The 21,360-nt window shown below is 52.0% G+C and carries 13 protein-coding genes; 9 read left to right on the top strand and 4 right to left on the bottom strand.

What is annotated here, in order from left to right:
- Positions 1-33: 33 nt before the first annotated feature.
- Both JK199_RS10730 and JK199_RS10735 read right to left on the bottom strand, forming a co-directional pair.
- Entirely contained in the window at positions 34-1,467 is a 1,434-nt protein-coding gene (locus tag JK199_RS10730) for a DHA2 family efflux MFS transporter permease subunit (protein ID WP_077931520.1), read from the bottom strand.
- 48 nt (positions 1,468-1,515) lie between these two features.
- Positions 1,516-2,082 (bottom strand): hydrolase, encoded by a 567-nt coding sequence (locus tag JK199_RS10735; protein ID WP_077931521.1) that lies wholly within the window; start codon positions 2,080-2,082, stop codon positions 1,516-1,518.
- 108 nt (positions 2,083-2,190) lie between these two features.
- Here JK199_RS10735 and JK199_RS10740 point away from each other — a divergent pair, with 108 nt between their 5' ends.
- The 3 genes from JK199_RS10740 (at position 2,191) to JK199_RS10750 (ending at position 3,670) form a co-directional block, all read left to right on the top strand.
- Positions 2,191-2,847, top strand: a complete 657-nt coding sequence (locus tag JK199_RS10740; RefSeq protein WP_077931522.1) for a TetR/AcrR family transcriptional regulator — start codon at positions 2,191-2,193, stop codon at positions 2,845-2,847.
- A gap of 206 nt (positions 2,848-3,053) precedes the next feature.
- Entirely contained in the window at positions 3,054-3,287 is a 234-nt protein-coding gene (locus tag JK199_RS10745) for a type II toxin-antitoxin system Phd/YefM family antitoxin (protein ID WP_077931523.1), read from the top strand.
- On the top strand, positions 3,284-3,670 hold the full coding sequence (locus JK199_RS10750) for a type II toxin-antitoxin system VapC family toxin (RefSeq protein WP_077931524.1): 387 nt from the start codon (positions 3,284-3,286) through the stop codon (positions 3,668-3,670). The genes JK199_RS10745 and JK199_RS10750 overlap by 4 nt, the downstream gene beginning before the upstream one ends.
- A 519-nt stretch (positions 3,671-4,189) precedes the next feature.
- Here the strand turns inward: JK199_RS10750 and JK199_RS10755 are convergent.
- Positions 4,190-5,341, bottom strand: coding sequence for an FAD-dependent monooxygenase (locus JK199_RS10755; protein WP_212375782.1), 1,152 nt, complete (start codon positions 5,339-5,341; stop codon positions 4,190-4,192).
- A 102-nt stretch (positions 5,342-5,443) separates the two neighbouring features.
- Here JK199_RS10755 and JK199_RS10760 point away from each other — a divergent pair, with 102 nt between their 5' ends.
- Positions 5,444-6,061: a TetR/AcrR family transcriptional regulator gene (locus JK199_RS10760; RefSeq protein WP_212375785.1), complete on the top strand. Its 618-nt coding sequence runs from the start codon at positions 5,444-5,446 to the stop codon at positions 6,059-6,061.
- A gap of 481 nt (positions 6,062-6,542) precedes the next feature.
- Here the strand turns inward: JK199_RS10760 and JK199_RS10765 are convergent, their stop codons facing one another.
- Entirely contained in the window at positions 6,543-9,725 is a 3,183-nt protein-coding gene (locus JK199_RS10765) for a S41 family peptidase (protein ID WP_244985083.1), read from the bottom strand.
- Between the two features lie 941 nt (positions 9,726-10,666).
- On the opposite strand from JK199_RS10765, the gene JK199_RS10770 reads away from it, so the two are divergent.
- From JK199_RS10770 to JK199_RS10790, 5 genes are all read left to right on the top strand, one after another.
- Positions 10,667-13,597 carry a TonB-dependent receptor domain-containing protein gene (locus tag JK199_RS10770; protein WP_237388812.1) on the top strand — a complete coding sequence of 977 codons (2,931 nt, stop codon included), beginning with the start codon at positions 10,667-10,669 and terminating at the stop codon, positions 13,595-13,597.
- A gap of 934 nt (positions 13,598-14,531) precedes the next feature.
- Positions 14,532-15,374, top strand: a complete 843-nt coding sequence (locus tag JK199_RS10775; RefSeq protein WP_212375794.1) for an aminotransferase class IV — start codon at positions 14,532-14,534, stop codon at positions 15,372-15,374.
- A gap of 126 nt (positions 15,375-15,500) precedes the next feature.
- Positions 15,501-17,999 carry a TonB-dependent receptor plug domain-containing protein gene (locus JK199_RS10780; protein WP_408742370.1) on the top strand — a complete coding sequence of 833 codons (2,499 nt, stop codon included), beginning with the start codon at positions 15,501-15,503 and terminating at the stop codon, positions 17,997-17,999.
- A gap of 137 nt (positions 18,000-18,136) precedes the next feature.
- Positions 18,137-20,038, top strand: coding sequence for a CocE/NonD family hydrolase (locus JK199_RS10785; protein ID WP_244985084.1), 1,902 nt, complete (start codon positions 18,137-18,139; stop codon positions 20,036-20,038).
- A gap of 110 nt (positions 20,039-20,148) precedes the next feature.
- On the top strand, positions 20,149-21,021 hold the full coding sequence (locus JK199_RS10790) for a LysR family transcriptional regulator (RefSeq protein WP_212375802.1): 873 nt from the start codon (positions 20,149-20,151) through the stop codon (positions 21,019-21,021).
- The last annotated feature ends 339 nt before the right edge of the window (positions 21,022-21,360 follow it).

Genomic DNA, 21,360 nt, shown 5'->3' on the forward strand with positions numbered 1-21,360 from the left:
TGCCTGAGTGACTTTTATTCACTCAGGTGAGTATCAATGTCCGATAGTTTCAGTTCGGTCCGAACCGGCGTTTCTTTTCGAAGGCTTGATAAAACGCGTGGCGAGCAACAGAGCGCCATGGAATAACGCGAGCAATGCAAATGTTTCGGCATAAGCTTCCGACCCGGCATGGGACGGGCCGACCGTCGCAAGCTGCCACCCAAGGAATGTGGCGCATGCTGTAATCAATGTCGGCCCGCCAATCCTTTGCATGATGTTCAGCGCGGTCGTCGCCATCGGGATATCCTCGCGGGCGATCGAAGCGTATCCCGCGCTCATCGCCGGAATGCCGACGGCACCCCCGCCGCCGCCACGCAATAACAATGCTATGGTCAGCAGGGCAACGTTTAGGCCGCTATAGGCGAGCACCATCAAGACCACTGTTCCGACTAAGGACAAAAGAGCACCGCAACCGGTCAGATCGCGCGCGTCAAACCGGTCACTCAAACGACCAATGAGCGGATAGACGCACATCATCCCTAGACCCAAGGGTGCCATGAACAGGCCCGTCCGCTCGGACGAGACACCGCAGGCGTGGATCAGCCATAGGGGTAGAAGCATCTGACCAGCGAACGACACCCCGTTCGTCAGAAACATGATGATCGCCGACACCGAAAAGGCAGGCGCACGCAGCAGGCGCAGGTCGATCAGCGCGTCATCGCCCTTGCGTCGCGCGGATCGGACATACAGGACGAACAGCACGATGGACGCACCCAAGGTCGCCTGTCCATAAGGCCGGGCGACATGATCCATGCCGTAGAGAAACGAGACGAGAGCGGGCGCGAGAAATCCGAGCCCTGTCAGGTCAAGTGGACGGGGGCGTTCGTCATGCCGATCGTCAGGGAGAAATAGAACGGCAAGGGCAAAAGCCGCAAGCCCGACCGGCACATTGAGAAGAAAGATCCAGCGCCAGGACGCGACGGAGAGAATGGCACCGGCGACGACAGGTCCAAGAAGCGGCGCGAGCAGAACAGGTGCCGTCATTGCGCTCGCGACCCTCGGCATCTGACGGCCCGCGACACGAGCAACCGTCATCTGCGCCATAGGGGCAAGCAGACCGCCCGCCATACCTTGCAGCAGACGGAATACGATCAGGGACGGCGCAGACCACGCCAGCGCGCACAGGCCTGATGTCAGCGTGAAAGCACCGAAGCACCATAAATAGACCGCTCGCCCCCCGAGGCGGCTTACGAGCCATCCATTCAGCGGCAACGTCAGGGCGAGCGCCAGCAGATAGCCGCTGACCACCCACTGAATGTGTGAAAAAGGCGCGTGCAGGGTCGCGACGAGATCAGGGAGCGACACATTGACGATCGTGGCGTCCAGTTGCGCCATGAAAGATCCGACCGCCGCGACGCTCACGATTTTCCAGATTCCTGGAGGCAGTTGATCCGGGTCTGAGCCTGGCGACGTCGTTCTGGCGTTCATGAATGATCTCGCTGGGAACTGCGAGACGCGCAGCCATGAGTCATGCGTTTACGCATCCAGCGCGATCGCCTCGCTCGTCGTCACACGGCCAAGACGGGGAAAAATCTCCTCGCAGGCAAAGCGCTGCATGTCTTCGGTGAATGTGGACATGACATCCTCGACGAGCACGACGTTGTATCCATGCTCATGCGCCGCTCTGGCGGTAGATTCCACACCCAGATTGGTGGCGATCCCGCCGAGCACGATGGTCGCGATACCACGTCGCCGTAACTGAAGATCGAGATCCGTGCCGTAGAAGGCACCCCATTGCCGTTTCGTGATGTGCAGATCGGTCGGTTCGGCAAGCCCCTCGACCAGTTCTGCCCAGTCTGGTGCGAAGCCGCCAGGCGGTGAAAAGGAGCGATCGACAACCGCATGCACGGCATCGGCGAAATCTGGCGCAAACGCTACATTAACCAGAATGACCGGAGCCCCGGCGGCCCGGAAGCGGGCTGCGAGTGCTTTCGAGCGCTCCACAATCGCCGCACCCGATGTCGGAGCCAGGGGAAGCCCCGTGATGCCCTTCTGGAGATCGATCAGGACGAGGGCCGTCCTGGTGGCTTGAAGCGAAATCATGGAGCAACATCCCTGTCGGCGTTAGAACCGCCATCTCGAACCATTGTCCGGAACACGCGGAAACGTTAGTAAGTTGAGTAGATACTCAAGTAGGAGCATTATTTGAGGATGGACTCAAATTCGTCAAGGGGTAAACGGACGTCTCTTCAGCCGATGCGCGCGGCTGGGCGTCAGCGCGTCGAGGAGTTACTGGAGGCCGCGTCCGACCTCATGGCGGAACGAGGGTATGAGGCGACAACCATGGCGGAGATCGCCGCGCGCGCCGGGGCGAAGATCGGCTCGCTCTATCGCTTCTTTCCGAACAAGGAGGCGGTGGCAGACGCTTTGGTGCAACGGCATATTGCCGTTCTGGAAGACGAATACGCGGCGCTCGCCAAACGTGCCGCCACGCTGTCCCCGGACGCTCTGGCGGACGTTCTCATAGAGCTGCTTGTCACGCTTCATCCTCGCGTGAAATCCCTGTCCGCGCTGATGGAGGCACGGACTGACAAGATGGAGATCCGTGATCGTGCACGAGGACATGCCATAGCCGGAATTGCGGCAGCGTTGCGTGTCTGTGCGCCAGGACTGGATGAGGCGCTGGCGAAAGACATCGCGGCGGTGGTTCTGAACACCATGAAAGTGTTGCGAGGTATGATTGCGAAGGACGCGCCCACGACGTCAGGCGCGCCTGACGAATTGCGGCGGATGCACCGTCTCTATCTAGCGGAGCGTTTGACTCCCTTCCGAAATATTTTAGCCAGTACAACGGATACGGAGCCATAATTGTCCGGCGCAGGACTTATGGGAGGGAATTGGTGAATTGGATAGAGGGAGATTCGGAGCATTCGGATGGTAGCTTTATCTTAATTGTATTCGCCTGGATTACGGGTCTCCAACGGACGAAGGCGCGTAATAACGTGGTCAGAATGGAAGACGACTCTTGCCGACGGAAGGTGTCTTAGCTATATAGTTAGCTAAGGAGATATCTCATGGCCCAGTTTTCGGTTCACGATGCCAAAACCAACCTGTCTCGCCTGATTGCCGAAGCGCTTGCGGGTGGTGATGTGGTGATTGCGCGTGGTTCTGTACCCGTCGTGCGCCTTGTGCCGGTGGAACCGCAGGGGCGTCGCGTGTTTGGGGCGCTCAAAGGCAGGATCACGCCGGATAAGACCTTCAATGAGACCCTGCCCGACGACGAACTGGACGGGTGGAATCTCGCTTGAGGCTGTTGCTTGATACACATGCGTTGATCTGGTGGCTGGCGGGCGACGAGCATTTGAGTCATCGCGCTCAGGAAGCCATAGCCAATGAAGATAATGTCATAGCCGTGAGCGCAGCGTCGGCCATGGAGGTCGCAACCAAGTTCCGCATCGGTAAACTGCCGGGGGCGGCCCTGCTGGCACAGGATTTTGAGGCTATTGTTGCTGGGCAGGGGTTTGTTGAACTGCCAATCAGCGTTACTCATGCCCGCATTGCGGGCGAGATGAACATCGCTCATAAAGACCCGTTTGACCGTTTCCTGATTGCCCAGGCGCAGGCCGAAGATATGACGCTGATCTCCAACGAGGCCTTGTTTGACAGCTTCGCCGTCAAGCGTCTTTGGTGATCGTCTAAAGCGGACGTACGAACGAGAGGATGGTGGATACGAACCGATCTGAACCGTTGGGATCAGTTCGCGACAACGGTCATGGCGTTGAATGGGAGTTGCCCTACTCCTTGGAGATAGGAGGTGCTATGATTGGGGAAAGATCAAGCGAGCGCAGAAAAAATCTTTTCAAAACAATTATCTAAACCCGCTTTATTCTCACCTTGCGATTGTCGCAATTTGAGAAGCAATCCTGCCCCCGCAACCAAAATCCTACTAAATTGCAATCACTACAGCCAGCCCGCCTCCCTCAGGCGGGGTTTTTGCGTGGCACTTAATCCTTCCCTGGCAAATCCATAAAATCCATCACACTCTCCCAGAGCAGAAATGCTAGCTCAAACTGTTATTCAAAATAGAAATGAAAAGGGGACCGGTAGAGCCGGTGTAATCCGGAGCCGTATCTCTGCAATCCTCTGGTATGACAGGTTTTTAATACTACAATTGTGAAGGGATATCTGTGTCAGATATACTCCCCTTTCTTCATGTAATTTTCTGGAGAAGGTAATTTCTGGATCGCAGCAGGATCTGCCACAGGACGCGGCGCCCCCACAGGGAAATGCGGCTCGAAGGGACAAACAACTGAGAGCGAAGTGCGATGAACCTCTGATGCTTACAGACGAATGGACGCATTTGGGCCTCGAACATTTGAAGAGCAGCATCCATATTGTTCGGACAAGCAGCAAGCGCTTCCCCAAGGGCCTGCCCACCAATCATGCCAGCTGAAGCTCCCATCCCGGAATACAACGTCAGGCACCAGGCAGAATCTCCCAGGAGAAGGACGCGACCTTTCGACCAGTGAGGCATTTTCACCATCTGCACAGAATCAAACAGAAAATCGTCTGTTGCTGAAAGGTCTTCGAGCGCTTTGGAGACAATCCCGTTTACATCCAGATCGGCAAAGATATTGCGCAGTGTAGGAAATGGATCCTTTTTTGACGCTCTCTCCGGATGTTTCGTGCGGTAAGAAAAAAGTGCTGTTGAAGGACGTCCTTCCAATGGGAACACGGTCAGGGTACGCTTTACGTCTGCGATCATAAGGCCATCGCCTGCCTTGAAGCCCGCGACAGGACGCGCCAATGGAAAGGCGCATAGCATGGTGCCAATTGAGTGGAAGAATGCTTGATCCGGCCCAAAGACCAGTTTGCGAACGGTCGAACGTACTCCGTCAGCGCCAATCACAAGGTCATAAATTTCCGTCGTTTCCTGACCATCGTCGTTTTGCAGTATGACATGAGCCTGTGTTGCGCCATTGATGATTGCCACAGGGATAGTGCCAAACCGGACTTCCACTTTCCCCTCAATCCCCTGCCAAAGCGCCTCTTCAATATCGCCTCGCAATACGGCAATCGGCGCATTTGTCTCCTGCGTCAGGTCGGCAATACGCCTGCGGGTGCCATCCTTGCGTACATCCCAGAACTGAATGTGGTCTGGAGTTCTCTTTTCCATGATATCCAGCACCCCCAGAGCGGCGGCAGCGTTTTTGCCTTCCTCACGCAAACCTATGAAATAACCGCCTTTTCGCCGTTCTGCGGCTCTTTCGATAATCACAGGCATCCAGCCCTGACGCTTTAATGCTATGGCAGCCGACATGCCGCCAATACCAAGACCGACAATTAATGCGCGCTGTGTCATATACCGTCATTCCCATAGAGGTGGCTTTTTCTATCTGAACATTGCATAGATTAGGGATTGCATCAATCTAAACACTGTTCATATCGTGAAGAAGGAGAAGACATGGTGGATCAAGAGCGGGAGAAGTACCATCACGGGGATCTGAAAACAGCGCTGATTGAAGCCTCAGAGGGCATCATCCGCGAGGAAGGTGTTGAAGGTTTTACCCTCAGGAAAGCTGCCAAAGCGGCGGGAGTATCCCCAGGAGCCCCCTCACATCATTTCAACGGCACAAAAGGCCTTCTGACGGCTGTCGCCATTCGAGTTTTTAAGCGTCTTGAAACAAAACTGAATGCTTTACCATTTTCCGGTATTGCTGCTCAGGATATCAGAACGCAGGCTTTGGGCTACGTGACGTTTGCTGCGCATAATCCCGGGCTATTCCGCCTGATCTGCCGTGTAGATCTTATTGACTTCAAAGATCCGGATTTCATTCAGGCTTCCTTTGATGCGCTAACACGATATGCAAAGGCAGCAGCGGCTTATTTCGGGCAAGAGCCACCAGATCTGCACAGGCGGGTTTTCCGTCCACATATGGCCAGTGCGATGGCAACCGCACACGGACTGGCACATATGGTAATAGAAGGGCGACCTGCTGTCTTGTTGGATACACCCGACCCAGTCAGCACTTTTATTGAAACAATGCTTCCCTCAGTGCTTCTGGCAACATGGCCAGATTAGTCTGTAAGGCAGGAGTCAGTTTCTCGTGTTCCCCGCAAATACGGGGATGAACCGGAAACTGGTCTGATCCTCCGTTGCTGAGAAATTTTGTCCCAGCAGGCAGGTGTAATAGCATGACTGTGAGCGCTGCTGGTCGCCACTCTGAAGAGTCCTTTCCTGACAACAGGAATATCATTCTCGGACGTCGTACGTCCGACGTGACGATGCCCGACAGGGAAATAGGGTGCCCAGAGTTCCTCTATTCTGCGGGACGACGTAACTGCGCTTGAGGGGGGCGGATAGGCACCATCAGGATACTCTTTTCTTCCGCGGGCATAGGCTGGACGTGGTGGCAGCCCTTAAACTAAGGTCACTGACACCAACCAGATGGTAGATCCATGCGCCTCCTTTCACGCCTCCTTCATGAACCTCGTCGGTTTAAGGGACTGAAACTAAACCGTGACACGTCTAATCATCGGTCAACTGACGATACGTCGTTGCGTTACTGTCCTGTTGGAACAGGATGTTCAAAGGGCTCAGGTTTGAGGGCAGGGAGAGGGTGCGTGGCCATTTGCTTCTGTAAATAGTCAAGTGCTGCATCAAGCTGCTGGTCTTGCCCGTTGAAGGTTGCAACTGGCATGTTTTCTACCTCGATATCCGGTTTCACCCCTTTGTTTTCAACAAGCCAGCGTCCTTGCATGTCGAAATACGGATTTTCAGCGGTCCGTGCACTGCCCATGTCCATCAGACGTGTTCCATCAGAAAGCCACACCCCTGCGCCTGCTGTGCGTTCCCCGATAACGGGAGCGATGTGCAATGCTTCAATGCCCTGAGCAAAGGCCTCGCCGTCTGAATAGGTGCGTTCATCCGTCACGACAGCAATAGGACCCTGAAAGGCCTGCTGGAAGTTTACAGAAGGCGCGTTGCCATAGCGTGCCCAGAACATCCACGGCCGCCGCATAAGTTGTGTCAGAACCCAGCTATCAATATTCCCGCCGTTATTGCCTCTGACATCAATAACAAGGCCCTTCTTATCGATGTTGGCGTAAAATTCGCGGGTAAAGGATTCCATGTCTTCACCCGTCATACCGCCTAAGTGCAGATAGCCAATAGCACCTTTACTGGCTTTTTCCACGGCTTCAGCGCGGTTAATTTCCCAGTCGCGTGTGCGCAGATCTCGCTCATCGCTGGCGCTGACAGCTTTAACAATAACTTTGTGTTCTTTGCCATTGCGGGACAGTGTCAGGAGGACCTGCTTATTTGCCTGATCCGCCAGCAGGACAGAGAGATCAGGGGCATTGACGGTCGATTGTCCGTTAACAGCAGAAATAATATCGCCATTTTGCGCATCCACACCGGGTGCTGCCAGAGGAGACTGCTGGTCAGGTAGGTCTTTGTCACCCTGATAAATATGGTCTATGCGAAAGCCATTTTTCTCCCGGACCAAGTGAGCGCCCAGACTTGCAACAAGCGAGGTCGCGGGTTTTTCAGTGCTTTTTGCAGGAATGATCTGGGAATGCATTGCCCCGATTTCCGCCACCATCTGGGCAAGCACATCGTCAAGGTCCGAACGATCACCCGCACGCGCCAGCAGAGGTTCAAAATGTTTGCGAATTCCGGGCCAGTCTACACCCTGCAAGGCGTGGTCATAGTAATGGTCGCGATGAATGCGCCATGCATCAAGAAATTCTTCGTTCCATTCCTGCACAGGGTCAATTCTTAGCCGGGTTTCTGAAATGTCGATTGTTTTCCCGGTCAGATCATCAGGTTTTTTGGCTGTTGTGGGAGCAATAAACAGATCAGGCGCATCTTTTTTAGGATCACTGGTGATAACAAGAATTTTCTTCCCGTCAGCGGTTACTTGAAAATCACTGGCTTTAGGAGCGAAAATCTCTGTTTTATGTTCATTGTTGTCAATATGAATGGATTTGAGGGGGCCTGTTTCTTCAGACGTTTCAAGGGTGTAGAGGAACTCCTCTGTTGCGCCGAGCCCCCGATAATCAGCCGCCGCAACAGGGACCTTGTAAAGGCGTGTTGCCAGACCGTCCCATTCTACAGCAGGCAGAGGCTTTTTCGGTTCAGATTTGCTTTTATCATCCTTCTTTTTATCGTCGTCCTTGTGATCTTCCGGATCATCAAGCTCTGTTGCAGGCTGGAACGGAAAATGAGTCTTTTTTTGCAGAGCAAGCGCATAAATTCCGGTTCTGTGCGGGAAGGCCGGTCCAAGGTTTCTGTCACCCCATGGGGAGTTGTTTCCCAGTGAAAAATTACGGTCTGATAAAAACCACAACCATTTTCCATCGGGTGAGAAAACAGGTGTGAAGGACTCATAACGGCCGTCAGTCACCCATTCCAGACGGCTGGAGCTTGTATCAAAAAAAGCAATCTGGCGACGGAGGTTTGAGCCGCGCGTGCGCACAAAAGCGAGGGTTTTTCCGTCCGCAGACCAGGATAAACTATCAAAACTGCTGGTGCCATCCGTTGTGGCGGTGTCAATAATGCGGTCTTTTTTGGTCGGGATATCCAGAAGCCACAAACGGCCAGCCAGATCGGTATGAGCAACCTTTTTGCCATCAGGGGAGACGGAAAGATCAACAGGTTCCGCAGCAACAGCTTCATTAAGCTGTTCTCCTGCGCCGCTCCCGTCCGCAGAGAAACGCCAGATGCTTGATTCGCCCTTAACATCACTAAAGGCAATGACTGATTTGCCGTCAGGGCTCAGACGGGCATGCCGCAAACGTACCGTATCCGGCGTTGCGATAATAACCTGCCTGCGGGGGGAGGGCGCCGCTACAACAGCATGCCCGCGCATGGTGAAGACCACTGCGTCCCCTTTGGCAGAGAGATCTGTATCCGTTAAAAACTTGGCAGGCTTTGCCAGCCAGTAGGGCGTGCTCGGCGTATTGTCCGAGACCAGATCCAGCGGGACAGGCTTTACTTGATTTGTTGTCAGGTCATACTGATACAAATCAGCCCCTTTGCGGAAAATGATATGGTCTCCGGAAATACTGGCTTCCAGAACGCTGTAATCCGTAAAATGGGTCAGCTGTTTTGCATCAGATCCGTCTGTAGCAAGGCTCCATAGATTATACCGTTCATTTTCATCTGAAAGCACAATCAGGCGGTCATGCCAAGGCATGGGGCGGTTCAGATTAACTTCATGAGACCCGATACGCTCGGCCTCTTTTCCGCCTTTGAGGTCAAACCGCCAGAGCTGGGACATACCACCACCCCGGTAAGCACGCATGTTGTCGCGCGTCATGGCAAGCCCAAAACGGGTGAAATAGATCCAGCGGCCATCATCACTCAATGCCGCATCATTGGCATTGGCCAGAGGATAAAGTGTTTTTTTACCGTTTTCTGGATGAACCGAGGCGACGTTATAAAAATAGTAGGGTCCGGTTACAGCGGGAAATGAGAATAAGATTCCTGCATTCCTGTCCCATCCGATCAGGCGGATCCGGCCATTTTTATAAGTTACTCTGCGCGGAACGCCACCTGTGGTCGGCATGGTGTAAATTTCTGACGGGCCATCAAAATTAGCCAGAAATGCGATCTGTGTACCATCCGGCGAGAGAATGGGGTGCGGATCAATGTCATGTGGGGCATGCGGAGGACTTGTGAGGCGTTGCGCCTTTCCCCCCGCAAGTGGAGCGCTCCAGATGGATTGTTCAGCGTTGAACAAAACGGTCTGTCCGGCAATGGACGGTTCTCTTGCATAGCCAGTTGCTGCAACCGCCTGCAGTGGGAGCGTAAGGCATACCCATGAGCTGCATGAGAAAAGAAAATATCTTGAACGATTGGAAAGCTTTTGAATTGTTTTCATGTGTTTATGTATCCAGCGCCTTGTAAAAAGTGAACTGTGCTGTAATTTTTCCTGTCACAGCCGTATCATGTTGTTCTGATGTTTCAACAACAAACTGTTGGGCCCTCTCTAAAATTATTCTCACCATGCTCACACGTAAGCCGTCTTCTCCACCATAGGGCAACGCGGACCGCAGGACTGATTTTAAAGCCTTTTAGAGGCTTCATGAGATGCTCATTGTTGAGATGATCACGAGCATAATCAATTTGCACCCGTCTGCGCGTGTTTATGATCAGGAGCACCAAAACACTCCTTTCCATGACAGAGAGCCGCAAAATCCTCTCGAAATACCACTGAGGTATCTTTGAGATAGTGTTCTCGTTCCGGTTTTATCTGGGATGCCAGAGGCGACTGTTGCCGTAAAAACACAGTGCAGGTCCGCAATGATGAAGTCCTCCAAATTTATATTTGCTCACTAAGGATCGTGTAGTAGCAGAAAGCACGGATATAATTTTGCTATATAAACATAACACTAATCAATAGGGTGGAATATGAATTTTTCTAGGCAGGATTTTTTTATTCCTCAATCCATAAGACGTGTCCGCTCAACCGGTTTCAGACTGGCGCTTCCCATGGCGATGTCCACGCTCCTTTTTTCGCCTCTTCTGCGCGCTGAAACAGTGCCTGAAATTGTAAAACCGTCTGAACAGGTCAAAAAAGACAAGAAGACAAAAAAGCAGAAAGATTCGGAGAAAACAGTCGCTGCTGTCCAGAAAAGCGGTAACTCTTCTACAGAGACCCTGACTGTAACAGGCACGCGTTTGTCCCAAAGCCGCCTAACAAACGTGATGGCCGGTGTGACGGTTGGTGCCGATCAGGTGCGTAAGCGGGGCTATACCGACCTTGGACTGGCGCTGCTACGTGAAAACACGGCCTTTTCTCTTGGCGACCAGTCTCCTATCGGTGGGCAGGGACTAGGGGCTGGGCAGTCCTTTGTCTCTCTGCTTGGTCTGGGCTCACAACGTACCCTGACCCTTATTGACGGTATGCGTATGGTAGGGGGTGCCTCAGCGTCTGTTTACGGGGCAGGGTCGGGCTCTCAGGTTGACGTGTCGGCCATTCCGACTTCCCTCATCAAAAGCATGGATACCCGCATTGGGGGCGCGGGTGCCGCTTACGGTGCTGATGCTGTGGCAGGTGTCGTGAATTATCAGCTTGATGATCACTTTACAGGCGTGGATATGACGGCTCAGGGTGGCTGGACACAAAGTCTGATTGCACCGTCTGAAAAAATTACATTCAAATATGGCCATACGTTTGACCATGATAAAGGTGGCGCCGTACTGGATATTGAATATCGTAATGCCGGTGGCGTTGTGTATAATGACCTGCCGAATACACTGGGCTCAAACGCTACATCGTATCAGCGTGGCCCGCTGGGTGTCAGCACACCTTATACCTACATGCTGGAACCTTCAGCCAGAAACCTTTGGGCGTCTGTTACCGGTATTCCGGGGCTGACGGGCACGGATATCCCTATCTACAAAGGTGTAAATGACGGAATTGCCAACGCGGCTGGTCAGCCTCTGATGTTCAGTCAGGATGGGAAATCTCTTGTTCCTGTCACGTGGAATTACCTTACAAAAACAGGCTATAATGCTTCGGGTGGCAATGGTCTGGCGACCCGTGACTATAATCAGCTTTACGCTCCTTCAAGCCAGCTTAACCTGACCACTCTTGGTCATTATGATTTTACGGACCATCTGCATGCAACATGGCAGGGCTGGTACGCCCGCAGCCGCGCCAGTAGTCAGGTCGGGCAGGGGACATGGACAACACCCTATTTTGGTGACGGCCCTCTGGACATGGACAGCTATCTGAACACAGACGGGTCTTATGGAGCAGGCTATCATAACGTAAACGGTGCCTATACGCTGAGCACCGACAATCCATATCTGACGGATGCCGAACGGACGACAATCAAAAATGCACTTGCTGCCAATGGCCTGCCGACGGACAAGTTCTATCTTTCCCGTCTGAATCAGGATCTTGATGGCGGAATGTATCGCACTGATATGCAGATGTTCCGTTTTCAGGGCGGTCTTGCAGGGGATTTCAACGCACTGGGGCGGCATTTCAACTGGTCTTTGCGGGGGCAGTACAGCAAATATATGAGCGATACATGGCAGCCTATGATCAACACCCAGAACCTGATCAATGCGCTCAACAGCACACGGGACGCGAGCGGTAACATTGTCTGTGCGCCCGGATATCAGAATTCTCCCGCTGCAACCCGGAGCGAAACCTGTGCTCCATTCAATCCGTTTGGAACGGACCAGCTCACGCTTGGCGCAAAGAATTACATTATATCTGATGCGCATTATAAAAACAGCAATGCACAGCGCGATTTTCAGGCGGAAATCAACAGTACGGTCCTGAAGCTTCCGGCGGGTGATGTTCGGTGGGATCTGGGGTATGAACACCGCCGTGAAGGTTATACCTTCAATCCGGGTAGTTTCTTCGCGGGTGAAGAACTGGCGGATGGTTCCCGCAGGCAGTATGGTAACGTCACAGCTATGCCATACACATCCGGTTCTTACTACACGCACGAAGCGTTTGGAGAGCTTGATGTGCCGCTTGTCTCTCCTGCGATGAATGTTCCGGGAGTGTACAGCCTTTCTGCTACGGCAAATGGCCGATACATTCGCAATAGTATGACAGGAAGCTACTGGACGTATATGTTTGGCGGCGCCTGGTGGCCAACGCAGGATCTTGGTTTGTCCGGGAATTATGCACAATCTGTTCGGAACCCGTCTGTTACGGAACTGTTCTCACCGCAGAGCACGTCTTATGAAACTGCTGATGATCCGTGCGATGCAGCTTATGTTAACTCAGGCCCGAACCCCACTGTCCGTGCTCTGAACTGCGCAAAGGCACATGTGCCGAGCGGCTTTGTCTCCAACATCACTAACGGAACTGTCAAAGGAACAACGGGTGGTAATCGTGGCCTGCAGAACGAAACCTCTCATAGTTACACAGGTTCTCTGGAATTTCGTCCGCACTTTATCAGGGGATTTGATCTGAAGGGTTCGTTTGTTGATGTCAAAATCAATAACGAGATTACCTCTCTCAGCGCAGAAAATCTGATCCAGGCGTGCTACGATTCATCGTCCTACCCGTCAAACGCTTACTGCAACACGTTTACCCGTGACTCTTCCACACATCAGATTACGGGTTTTACGGATGGATATTTTAACATTGCCAACCAGCACATGCAGGCTTTGCAGGGCGCGCTGAGCTACGTTCTGCCTTTGTATCGTGTTGGTTTGTCAGAAAATGCGGGGACTGTAGCTGTTAACGGTAACTACACGCATTATGTGAAAAATTCGCAGACTTATCTGGGAAATACATATTATCAGGTAGGGACGACAGGTAGCCCGAATGATTTGTTCACTCTGAACCTCAACTATACCCGTGGGCCTCTTTCTGTGCAGTGGCAGACTATTTTCTACGGGAAGTCACAATACGCGGTTCAGGTTGCCAAAACGGCTTATGAACATAATGACCGTCCGAGCTTTGCCTACTTCAACGCAACCTTTGGGTATGAAATCACGAAAAACTTTGACGCCAATTTCATGATTAATAATATTACAAATGCTCTGCCGAAATATCCCGGCACCGTCAGCGTAACCCGTTATTATGAAGCTCTGATTGGCCGATCTTTCCAGCTCAATCTCGGAGCACATTTCTAAGAATTAACTGCGGAGGACGGTCTGAAAGAAGTGAGGGAGCCAGAGGCTCCCTCATTTTTTATGGGGGCTTGTCTGAGGCTGGTTTGTTTGCAGCACGTTTTTATTGCCAGTTCTTATGGTGATATCTCATTGACTTGAGGTGAGGCGTCTGTTTCAGGCTTCTATGAAGAGACTATAGAATAAGTGATCTATATTGGCTGACGGCGAACTCATGATGCGCCTTTACCCGTTTTTCCCTGAGAGGCAGACGTCAGCGTACAGTGTGTGACCGCCGCGTAATGAGCGGGATCATCTTCGTCAACCAAAATGGCTAGCGCAGCCGAACGCCATGAAGACATATGGTCGCACAAGACGCTTTGGATCTGCTGGAAACGTGGGGGGCATGAGTGTTTGCGTCTGGGTAATGGATGGACTGGCGGCCTTCCAGAAAAGCAGAACGGCAGAGAGTTGTGATTGAGGCCTCTTATCTGAACGCACCGCACAGCGACGAGACTGTGAATAAAAAAGGGGACGCTTGGCGTCGGGCCAGTCGGACCAATGACAGTATAATACGAACCCTCATGGCGTGACCAACCGCAATGGGGAACCTCTGAGTTTCTTCATGACCATGGGGCCGGTCAGCGACCACAGGGGAGGTGGGCGGTAGCCCTTCTCGATACTCTGCCACCATAGTTTTGATCCCCTCAAAGCATGCTATCAGATCGACTGCGGCTATTCTGTAGATGCTTTATGATCAGCCCGAGAAAGCTCCGTGGCTATTTTATGCATATGACGCATGGAATATGCTGAATTAGCATTGGCTAGGGTGGCCGCTTATACCGTATTCATATCGAAACGAGAACAAAAAGCAAAAAGTCTCTTAAAAAGTGGTTGGAAAATAAGAAGGCCAGCTTTTTACCTTTGAGGTTTTTTGATGTTTCGAAAAGGATAAAAGGTGACGGTTGTCTTCCTGAATGGTCGTTTCATCAATGAGGATGAAGCAATGATTTCGCCCTTTGACCGGGGTTTTACCTTCGGAGAAGGCGTTTACGAAGTTTGTATTTCCGTCGCGGGAAAGATCATTGATCTGGAAGAGCATCTGGCCCGTCTAGACCGGTCTCTGAACGCGGCGGGGATCACTCTGCCGCCGGAAAGAAGCCTGATGCCGGGTCTGATGCATGATCTTCTTGAGAGAAATGGCATTCAAAACGGGTTCATCTATATTCAGGTCACACCCGGTAAAACTGTCCGTAATTTTATCGCATCTCCAACGGAACGCTCGACACTCCTCATGAGCACCGGTCCGACACCACTTGAGGAGAGCAATGCCTTCAAACACGGCATGCGTGTCCAGGTTATTCCCGACATTCGCTGGGGGCGGCGTGATATCAAAACGACCATGCTCATGCCGCAGGTCATGGCTAAACGTGCCGCGCTGGATGCGGGTTTTGACGACGTAATCTTTTATGACGATCTCGGGATTACAGAAGGCAGTTCCTCAAATGTTTTTATGGTGACAAGCGAGGGTGAACTTGTCACGCGGCCTGTATCGCATCAGATCCTGTCTGGCTGTACGCGGAATACTGTGATTGAGCTCACGGAGCAGAACGGTATGACCGTTACTGAACGCCCGATTACGCGTGATGATCTGTTTCAGGCAAAAGAAATATTTCTTACCAGTTCGACTTATCTTGTTGTTCCGGTTGTTGAGCTGGAACTCGACGGAAAATCTAAAACCTATTCTTGTGAAGAAACAAAAAAAATCCAGAATATTTATATAGAATACTTAAATAAATAGTTTCCTTCTAAAAATAACGCCGTTTTGTCGTCAACGCCTAATGCTGAACAATGGAGTGAGGGTATGAAAAGGAATAGAACGGTTATTTGCACAGCCATTGTTTCGTTCCAGATCGGGTTGGGCGGAATGAATGCTTATGCCGCCGTGCAGGATGATGAGAATGTCGACAAGGCGAAAGATCGTCGGTCGTCGCTGGTTAAACCGGGGTCTAAAGCAACGAATGCTGCGGCAGTGCGTCAGGCCCGCGGGCGCAGTGTGCGATCGGCTTCCAGTGCGGTGCCAGCCAGTTCTGCGGAGACGATGATTATCACCGGAACGCACGCGTTCAACCGCCGTGCTCGTGATTCCACCTCTCCGATTTCTATTATTACCGGTGCGCAGTTGCGTCAGACCGGCCAGATGAATATTGCAGATGCCATCACCCGGCTTGATCCTTCTATTACCATGCAGGCAGTGGGTGGAGATGCTGGTGCACTGACTTCGTCTATCCGTATGCGTGGCCTGAACCCGAATGAGGTTCTTGTGCTTGTGGACGGAAAAAGACGTCACACCACAGCAAATATCTATGCGGATAACGGTCCGCAGCAGGGTGGTACGCCGGTTGATCTGAATATGATCCCGCCCAGCGCCATTGATCATATCGAAATTCTGCGCGATGGCGCGGCGGCCATGTACGGGTCGGACGCAATTGCGGGTGTTGTTAATATCATCCTAAAAAAGACCGATCATGGCCTGCACATCAGCGGGCAGACGGGGGCAAATGCTTATGCCGGTAATGGCTGGAATTATCAGGTCAATGTGGATGGCGGACTAAAATTCGGTGATGATGGCTACGTCCACATCAGCGGGTCCATGTATCACACGGATCATATGTATCCGCGCACCGTTGATTATCGTTCTCAGCCGGGGCGGCTTGGTTATGCGGGGTATAGTTTTCCGTCCAATTCCAATAAGGTAATCAGCACGCCCGAAGAAACGCGTGAGAGCCTGAGTATCAAATTCGGTAAGACCTTGTTCAGTGGCGTGAAAGGCTATGGTCTGATTACATACGCGCACCGGCATGGTGAAACATATGAGAATTTCCGTCTGCCGAGTGTTCTGCCGGAAGTCAAACCTAATGGCTTCACGCCCATTGAGACCATGAACGAGAATGATTTCTCCGGCATGCTGGGTCTGACCGGGGATAACTTTCTTGGGTTTTCCTGGGATCTGAGCACGACTTACGGCGAGGATGATGACCGGGTTAACAACCGGAATACGGTTAACATCAACCTCTATAAATATACAGGTTATACGCCCACAACGGTCACGGCGCAGTCTTATTCAATGGCGCAATGGACGAACGATCTTGGTTTCCGTCGGCGCTTCAATATTGGTCATGTCGTGCCGATGACGCTGGCGTTCGGTGGGCAGCACCGGCTGGATATGTATCATCTGTATGCGGGTGAGCCTGCATCCTATCTGTATGGCGGCACGCAGGCCTTTGGCGGGATTATTCCGGAAAACGCCGGAAAGTGGAGCCGGGACATCTGGGCAGGCTATCTGGACGGAGATTTCCATCCGTTAAAGCACTGGGACCTCGATTTTGCCGGTCGTTTTGAACACTATACGGACACAGGTAATACGGAAAACGGTAAGATTTCGACCCGCTATGATTTTACCAAACGCATTGCAATCCGTGGCACCATCAGCAACGGGTTCCGTGCGCCCACTCTTGCGGAAGAGCATTATAGTGAGGTGAATATCGGGCCGACCAATGCGGGTGGCTTGCTGGCGTCCTCCAGTGATGCCGCAAAGGCGCTTGGCGCAAACCATCTGAAGCCCGAACGCTCCACGAGTGCCGAGGCCGGAATTCTGCTTGAGCCGGTGGACCGTTTTCATATCAGCGTCGATGTGTATCAGATCAATATCCGTGACCGGATTGCTGGTGGGGGCACAGTGCGGGGGCAGGCGGCGCATGATGCCATCCTCCAGACGGGGGCTTCCATCCCGCCGGGTGTGCTTCTGGACAATACAACGGCTTATTATTTTGCTAACGTAGGCTCTACCCGGACGCAGGGGATCGATATTTCTGGTGATTATCTGTTCCATTTTGAAAAATACGGGAATCTCGACCTCAGCGCATCGCTCAATCTGAACCGGACGCGCATGAGCCATATCAATACGGATCAGCACGGCAGCCCGGTGCTCAACGCACAGAATGTCAGTTATCTCACGACGGCCTCTCCGCGCAGCAAGATCATTCTGAACGCACACTGGACCTTTCAGAGCTGGGACATCAATCTGCGTGAAACGCGCTATGGCCTGACAAGCACCTTGATGACTTATGAGGATCAGACGCCTGCCAGTGCTGTGTGTCCTCTGGATGGTGGGTCACTGCGTTATTCGGTGCATTGCTTTGGCCAGTATAATAACACGCCGGTCTGGCTGACAGACCTTGAGGTGGGTTATCGTATTACGCCGCGTCTGCATGTTGCGGTTGGTGCGAACAACATCTTCAATCAGCGGCCGCGCAGGCTGCAAGATCAGTTCAATTATGTTGGTGCCAATATCTATGATTTCCGAAATTCGGGAATTCCCATTACGGGTGGGTATTATTATGGTCGCGTCAACGTCGATCTGTAATGCAGACTGAAGAGATACGGTCTGAAGAGCGGTAGAAATGTTTCCGGGTGTTTGCTGTTTGCCCGGAAACATTCTGAATTCTGGAGGAAGCAATGGGTGTGCATGATATGGCAAAAAGATCGCTCAGGGCATGTTTGATGGCGACCGCTCTGGGGCTGACTTTTGGCTCCTTTTGCCCGCTGCATGCTGCGCCTCAGCCAGCCTATTCCGAGGCCTCTCATGCTTCATCAAAGTATGATGTGCGGGAAGTGATGATTCCGATGCGTGATGGGGCGCATTTGCAAACGGTGATTGTGACCCCAAAAGATCAGACAGGCCCTCTGCCAATTTTACTGACGCGCACGCCTTACGGCATTCCTGATCAGGCCATGATTGATACAGAATCTGTGAAAGATATTTCCAGCGCCCTGCCAAGCTGGAAGGCTTTTCAGAAAGACGGCTACATCATGGTGTACCAGAATTTGCGGGGGCGCTTTAAATCTGAAGGCCAGTTTTTGAAAACTGCCCGCTATGATGCGAATGACCCCATGCAGGCGAATGAAGTCAATGACGCATGGGATACGATCGACTGGCTTGTTAAAAACGTCCCCCACACGAACGGTCGCGTTGGAATGTATGGTGTGTCTTATGCCGGAATGACATCGGGTATCACTTTGCTGCACCCGCATCCTGCGCTTAAGGCCATCAGCGAGCAGGCCGCCCCGGCGGACCAGTGGATGAATGATGATAATCATCATTACGGTGCTCTTCGGGAAAGCTATACATTTGAATATTGCGTTCTTGAACAGGCCGATAAGAACAAAAATACAAATTATGATTTTGATACCCATGATGTTTATGACTGGTACCTGCGTGTTGGACCAGTCCGTAATACAGACAGGCTCTATACGCACGGTAAGCTGAGTTACTGGAACGCAAATCTGGATCATCCGGATTATGATGCGTTCTGGCAGGAAGAGGCGTGGTATAAAAAAATTACAGGCTCCACAGTCCCTAATCTGAATGTTGCAGGGTTCTGGGATCAGGAAGATCCAATGGGACCGTGGGATATTTTTTATAAATCTCAGTCTCATGACCCTGATAATACGAATTTCATCGTAGCTGGTCCGTGGTTTCATGGTGGATGGCAAAGGACAGACGGGGCCTCAATCGGGCCGATGTTGCTGGGGGGGCACAAGACCAGCAAGGAGTTTCAGGATGAAATAGAGGCACCTTTTTTTGCCTACTATCTGCATGACAAGGGTGCAAAGCCTGACTGGAAAGCAAGGGTTTTCGAGACAGGCTCTAATACATGGCGGACGTATGCGACATGGCCGGACAAGCACGTCTCACCTCAGAACCTCTATTTCCATTCTGACGGAACATTGTCTTTTGTCGCTCCTAAAGTGCAGGACACGCCTTACCGACAGTATATTTCCGACCCGGATAATCCGGTTCCTTACCGGCCACGCCCGATATCACCAACATTTCCAGTCAGGGAATGGCGGACATGGGAGACGATGGACCAGCGGTTTGTTGATCACCGGCCGGATGTGCTGAGTTTTACGAGCGCGCCGCTTGAGCAGGATCTCCGGATTGCCGGGCCGGTTCAGGCACATCTTTTTGCAGCGACGTCCGGGCAGGATTCCGATTTTATTATCAAGCTGATCGATGTTTTTCCGGAAAAGGGGCAGGAAAGCGTTTATTCCAAAGATGACAAGGCATCATGGGCGCAATCACTGGACGGGTATGAATTTCCTGTTGCGATGGAGGTACGTCGCGGGCGTTATCTGCGTGATTTTAGCCATGCGACGCCACTACAGTCGAATAAGGTCACAGAATGGCCTGTTTCCCTGCGGGACCATGACCATGTCTTTCTGAAAGGGCATAGACTTATGGTGCAGGTCCAGTCTACCTGGTTTCCGCTGATTGATCGCAACCCCCAGACATGGGTGCCGAGTATCCCGGACGCGAAAGGGACGGATTTTAAGGCCGCCACACAGAGGATCTATACCACGCCACAGGCGGCATCAAACATTACGCTTCCCGTTCTGCAGTAAGCCCCTCAACACATTTTTCAGGCCTGTTCTCTTTCCGGAATGATATGGTATCATGCAGGAATGTGAGGTCTGGTTGCGTTGCCTGTGCAGACGCTGCGTGTGGATGCATAATGATGGATATCAAGTGGCTTGAAGATTTTCTCGTGCTGGCACGCCTGCAAAGCTTCTCAAAAGCGGCTGAGGAGCGGAATGTCACGCAATCCGCGTTCAGCCGCCGGATACAGGCTCTCGAATTGTGGGTAGGCGTGGCGTTGATTGACCGGACGCGCTACCCGGCATCCCTGACCGCGGAAGGGATGCTTTTTCGTGAAACCGCGAAAGACACCATCAGGCTGCTCAATACTGGAAAAAATAACCTGCAACGGCAGCCGGATGACAGAATGCCGACTGTATCAGTTGCGGCACTCCACACAATTGCGATCACCTTTTTTCCGCTTTGGCTGCAAAAGATTGAAGACGAGGTAGGGCAGGTCTTTTCACGCTTATTGTCGGACGATTTCTACAATTGTATTTCAGCCCTTTCTGAAGGGGAGTACGATTTCCTGCTCTGTTTTTACAATGAGAGCATGGAAATACCTTTGGACGACAATGCCTATAGTTATAAAATTGTCGGGTTTGACTCTTTTGTTCCTGTGATTTCAAGAGCTATTTATAAAGATAACGATACGGTCTATCCACTCCTGTCCTATAGCGAAAACTCTCTGCTGGGGCAGTTAAGTCACTCTGCCCAATCAAGGACGCTGCATGTTCTGACAGAAGAGCGACACCTTAATGAAAGTGCGATGGCGGAGGCACTTAAACATATGGTGTTTGCAGGCCATGGTGTTGCCTGGCTCCCCAAAAGCCTTGTCTCGAAGGAATTGCAGGACGGTCAGATTGTTGCTGTGGGTGAGGACCTTCCTCTGGAGATAAGACTTTACCGGAAGATGGGGCGCAGGAGCGCTGTAACTGAAAAAATCTGGCGTTCTCAAAGCAGTCGGTAAGAGTGTTTGCTGCTGTTTTTTGACTACAAAAGACGCACAATCTGGGGGCGTATACGCTGTATTTTATCCTTCCGTGCATTAGCGGAGGAAAGGGAATACAGACTTGGTTTTAATCTCCTCCACCCAGTAGACGCCAAAAATGCTGACAAAGAAAAAGGACTTCTTTGCTACAGAGCATCAGTCCTGAGCGCTCCGATAGTCCGCTACTCTAAATAGTTTTGCAATCTTATAATATAACCCAACAAACCCGAATGTTGGGGCGTGTTATTACAGTGTATATGTCTCTGATCACGCCAATCAAACAGGAACGCTCAGACACTCGAATTGACTTATTAAAAA

Origin of the sequence: Acetobacter persici (genome assembly GCF_018256955.1) — a bacterium.
Lineage (GTDB): Bacteria > Pseudomonadota > Alphaproteobacteria > Acetobacterales > Acetobacteraceae > Acetobacter > Acetobacter persici.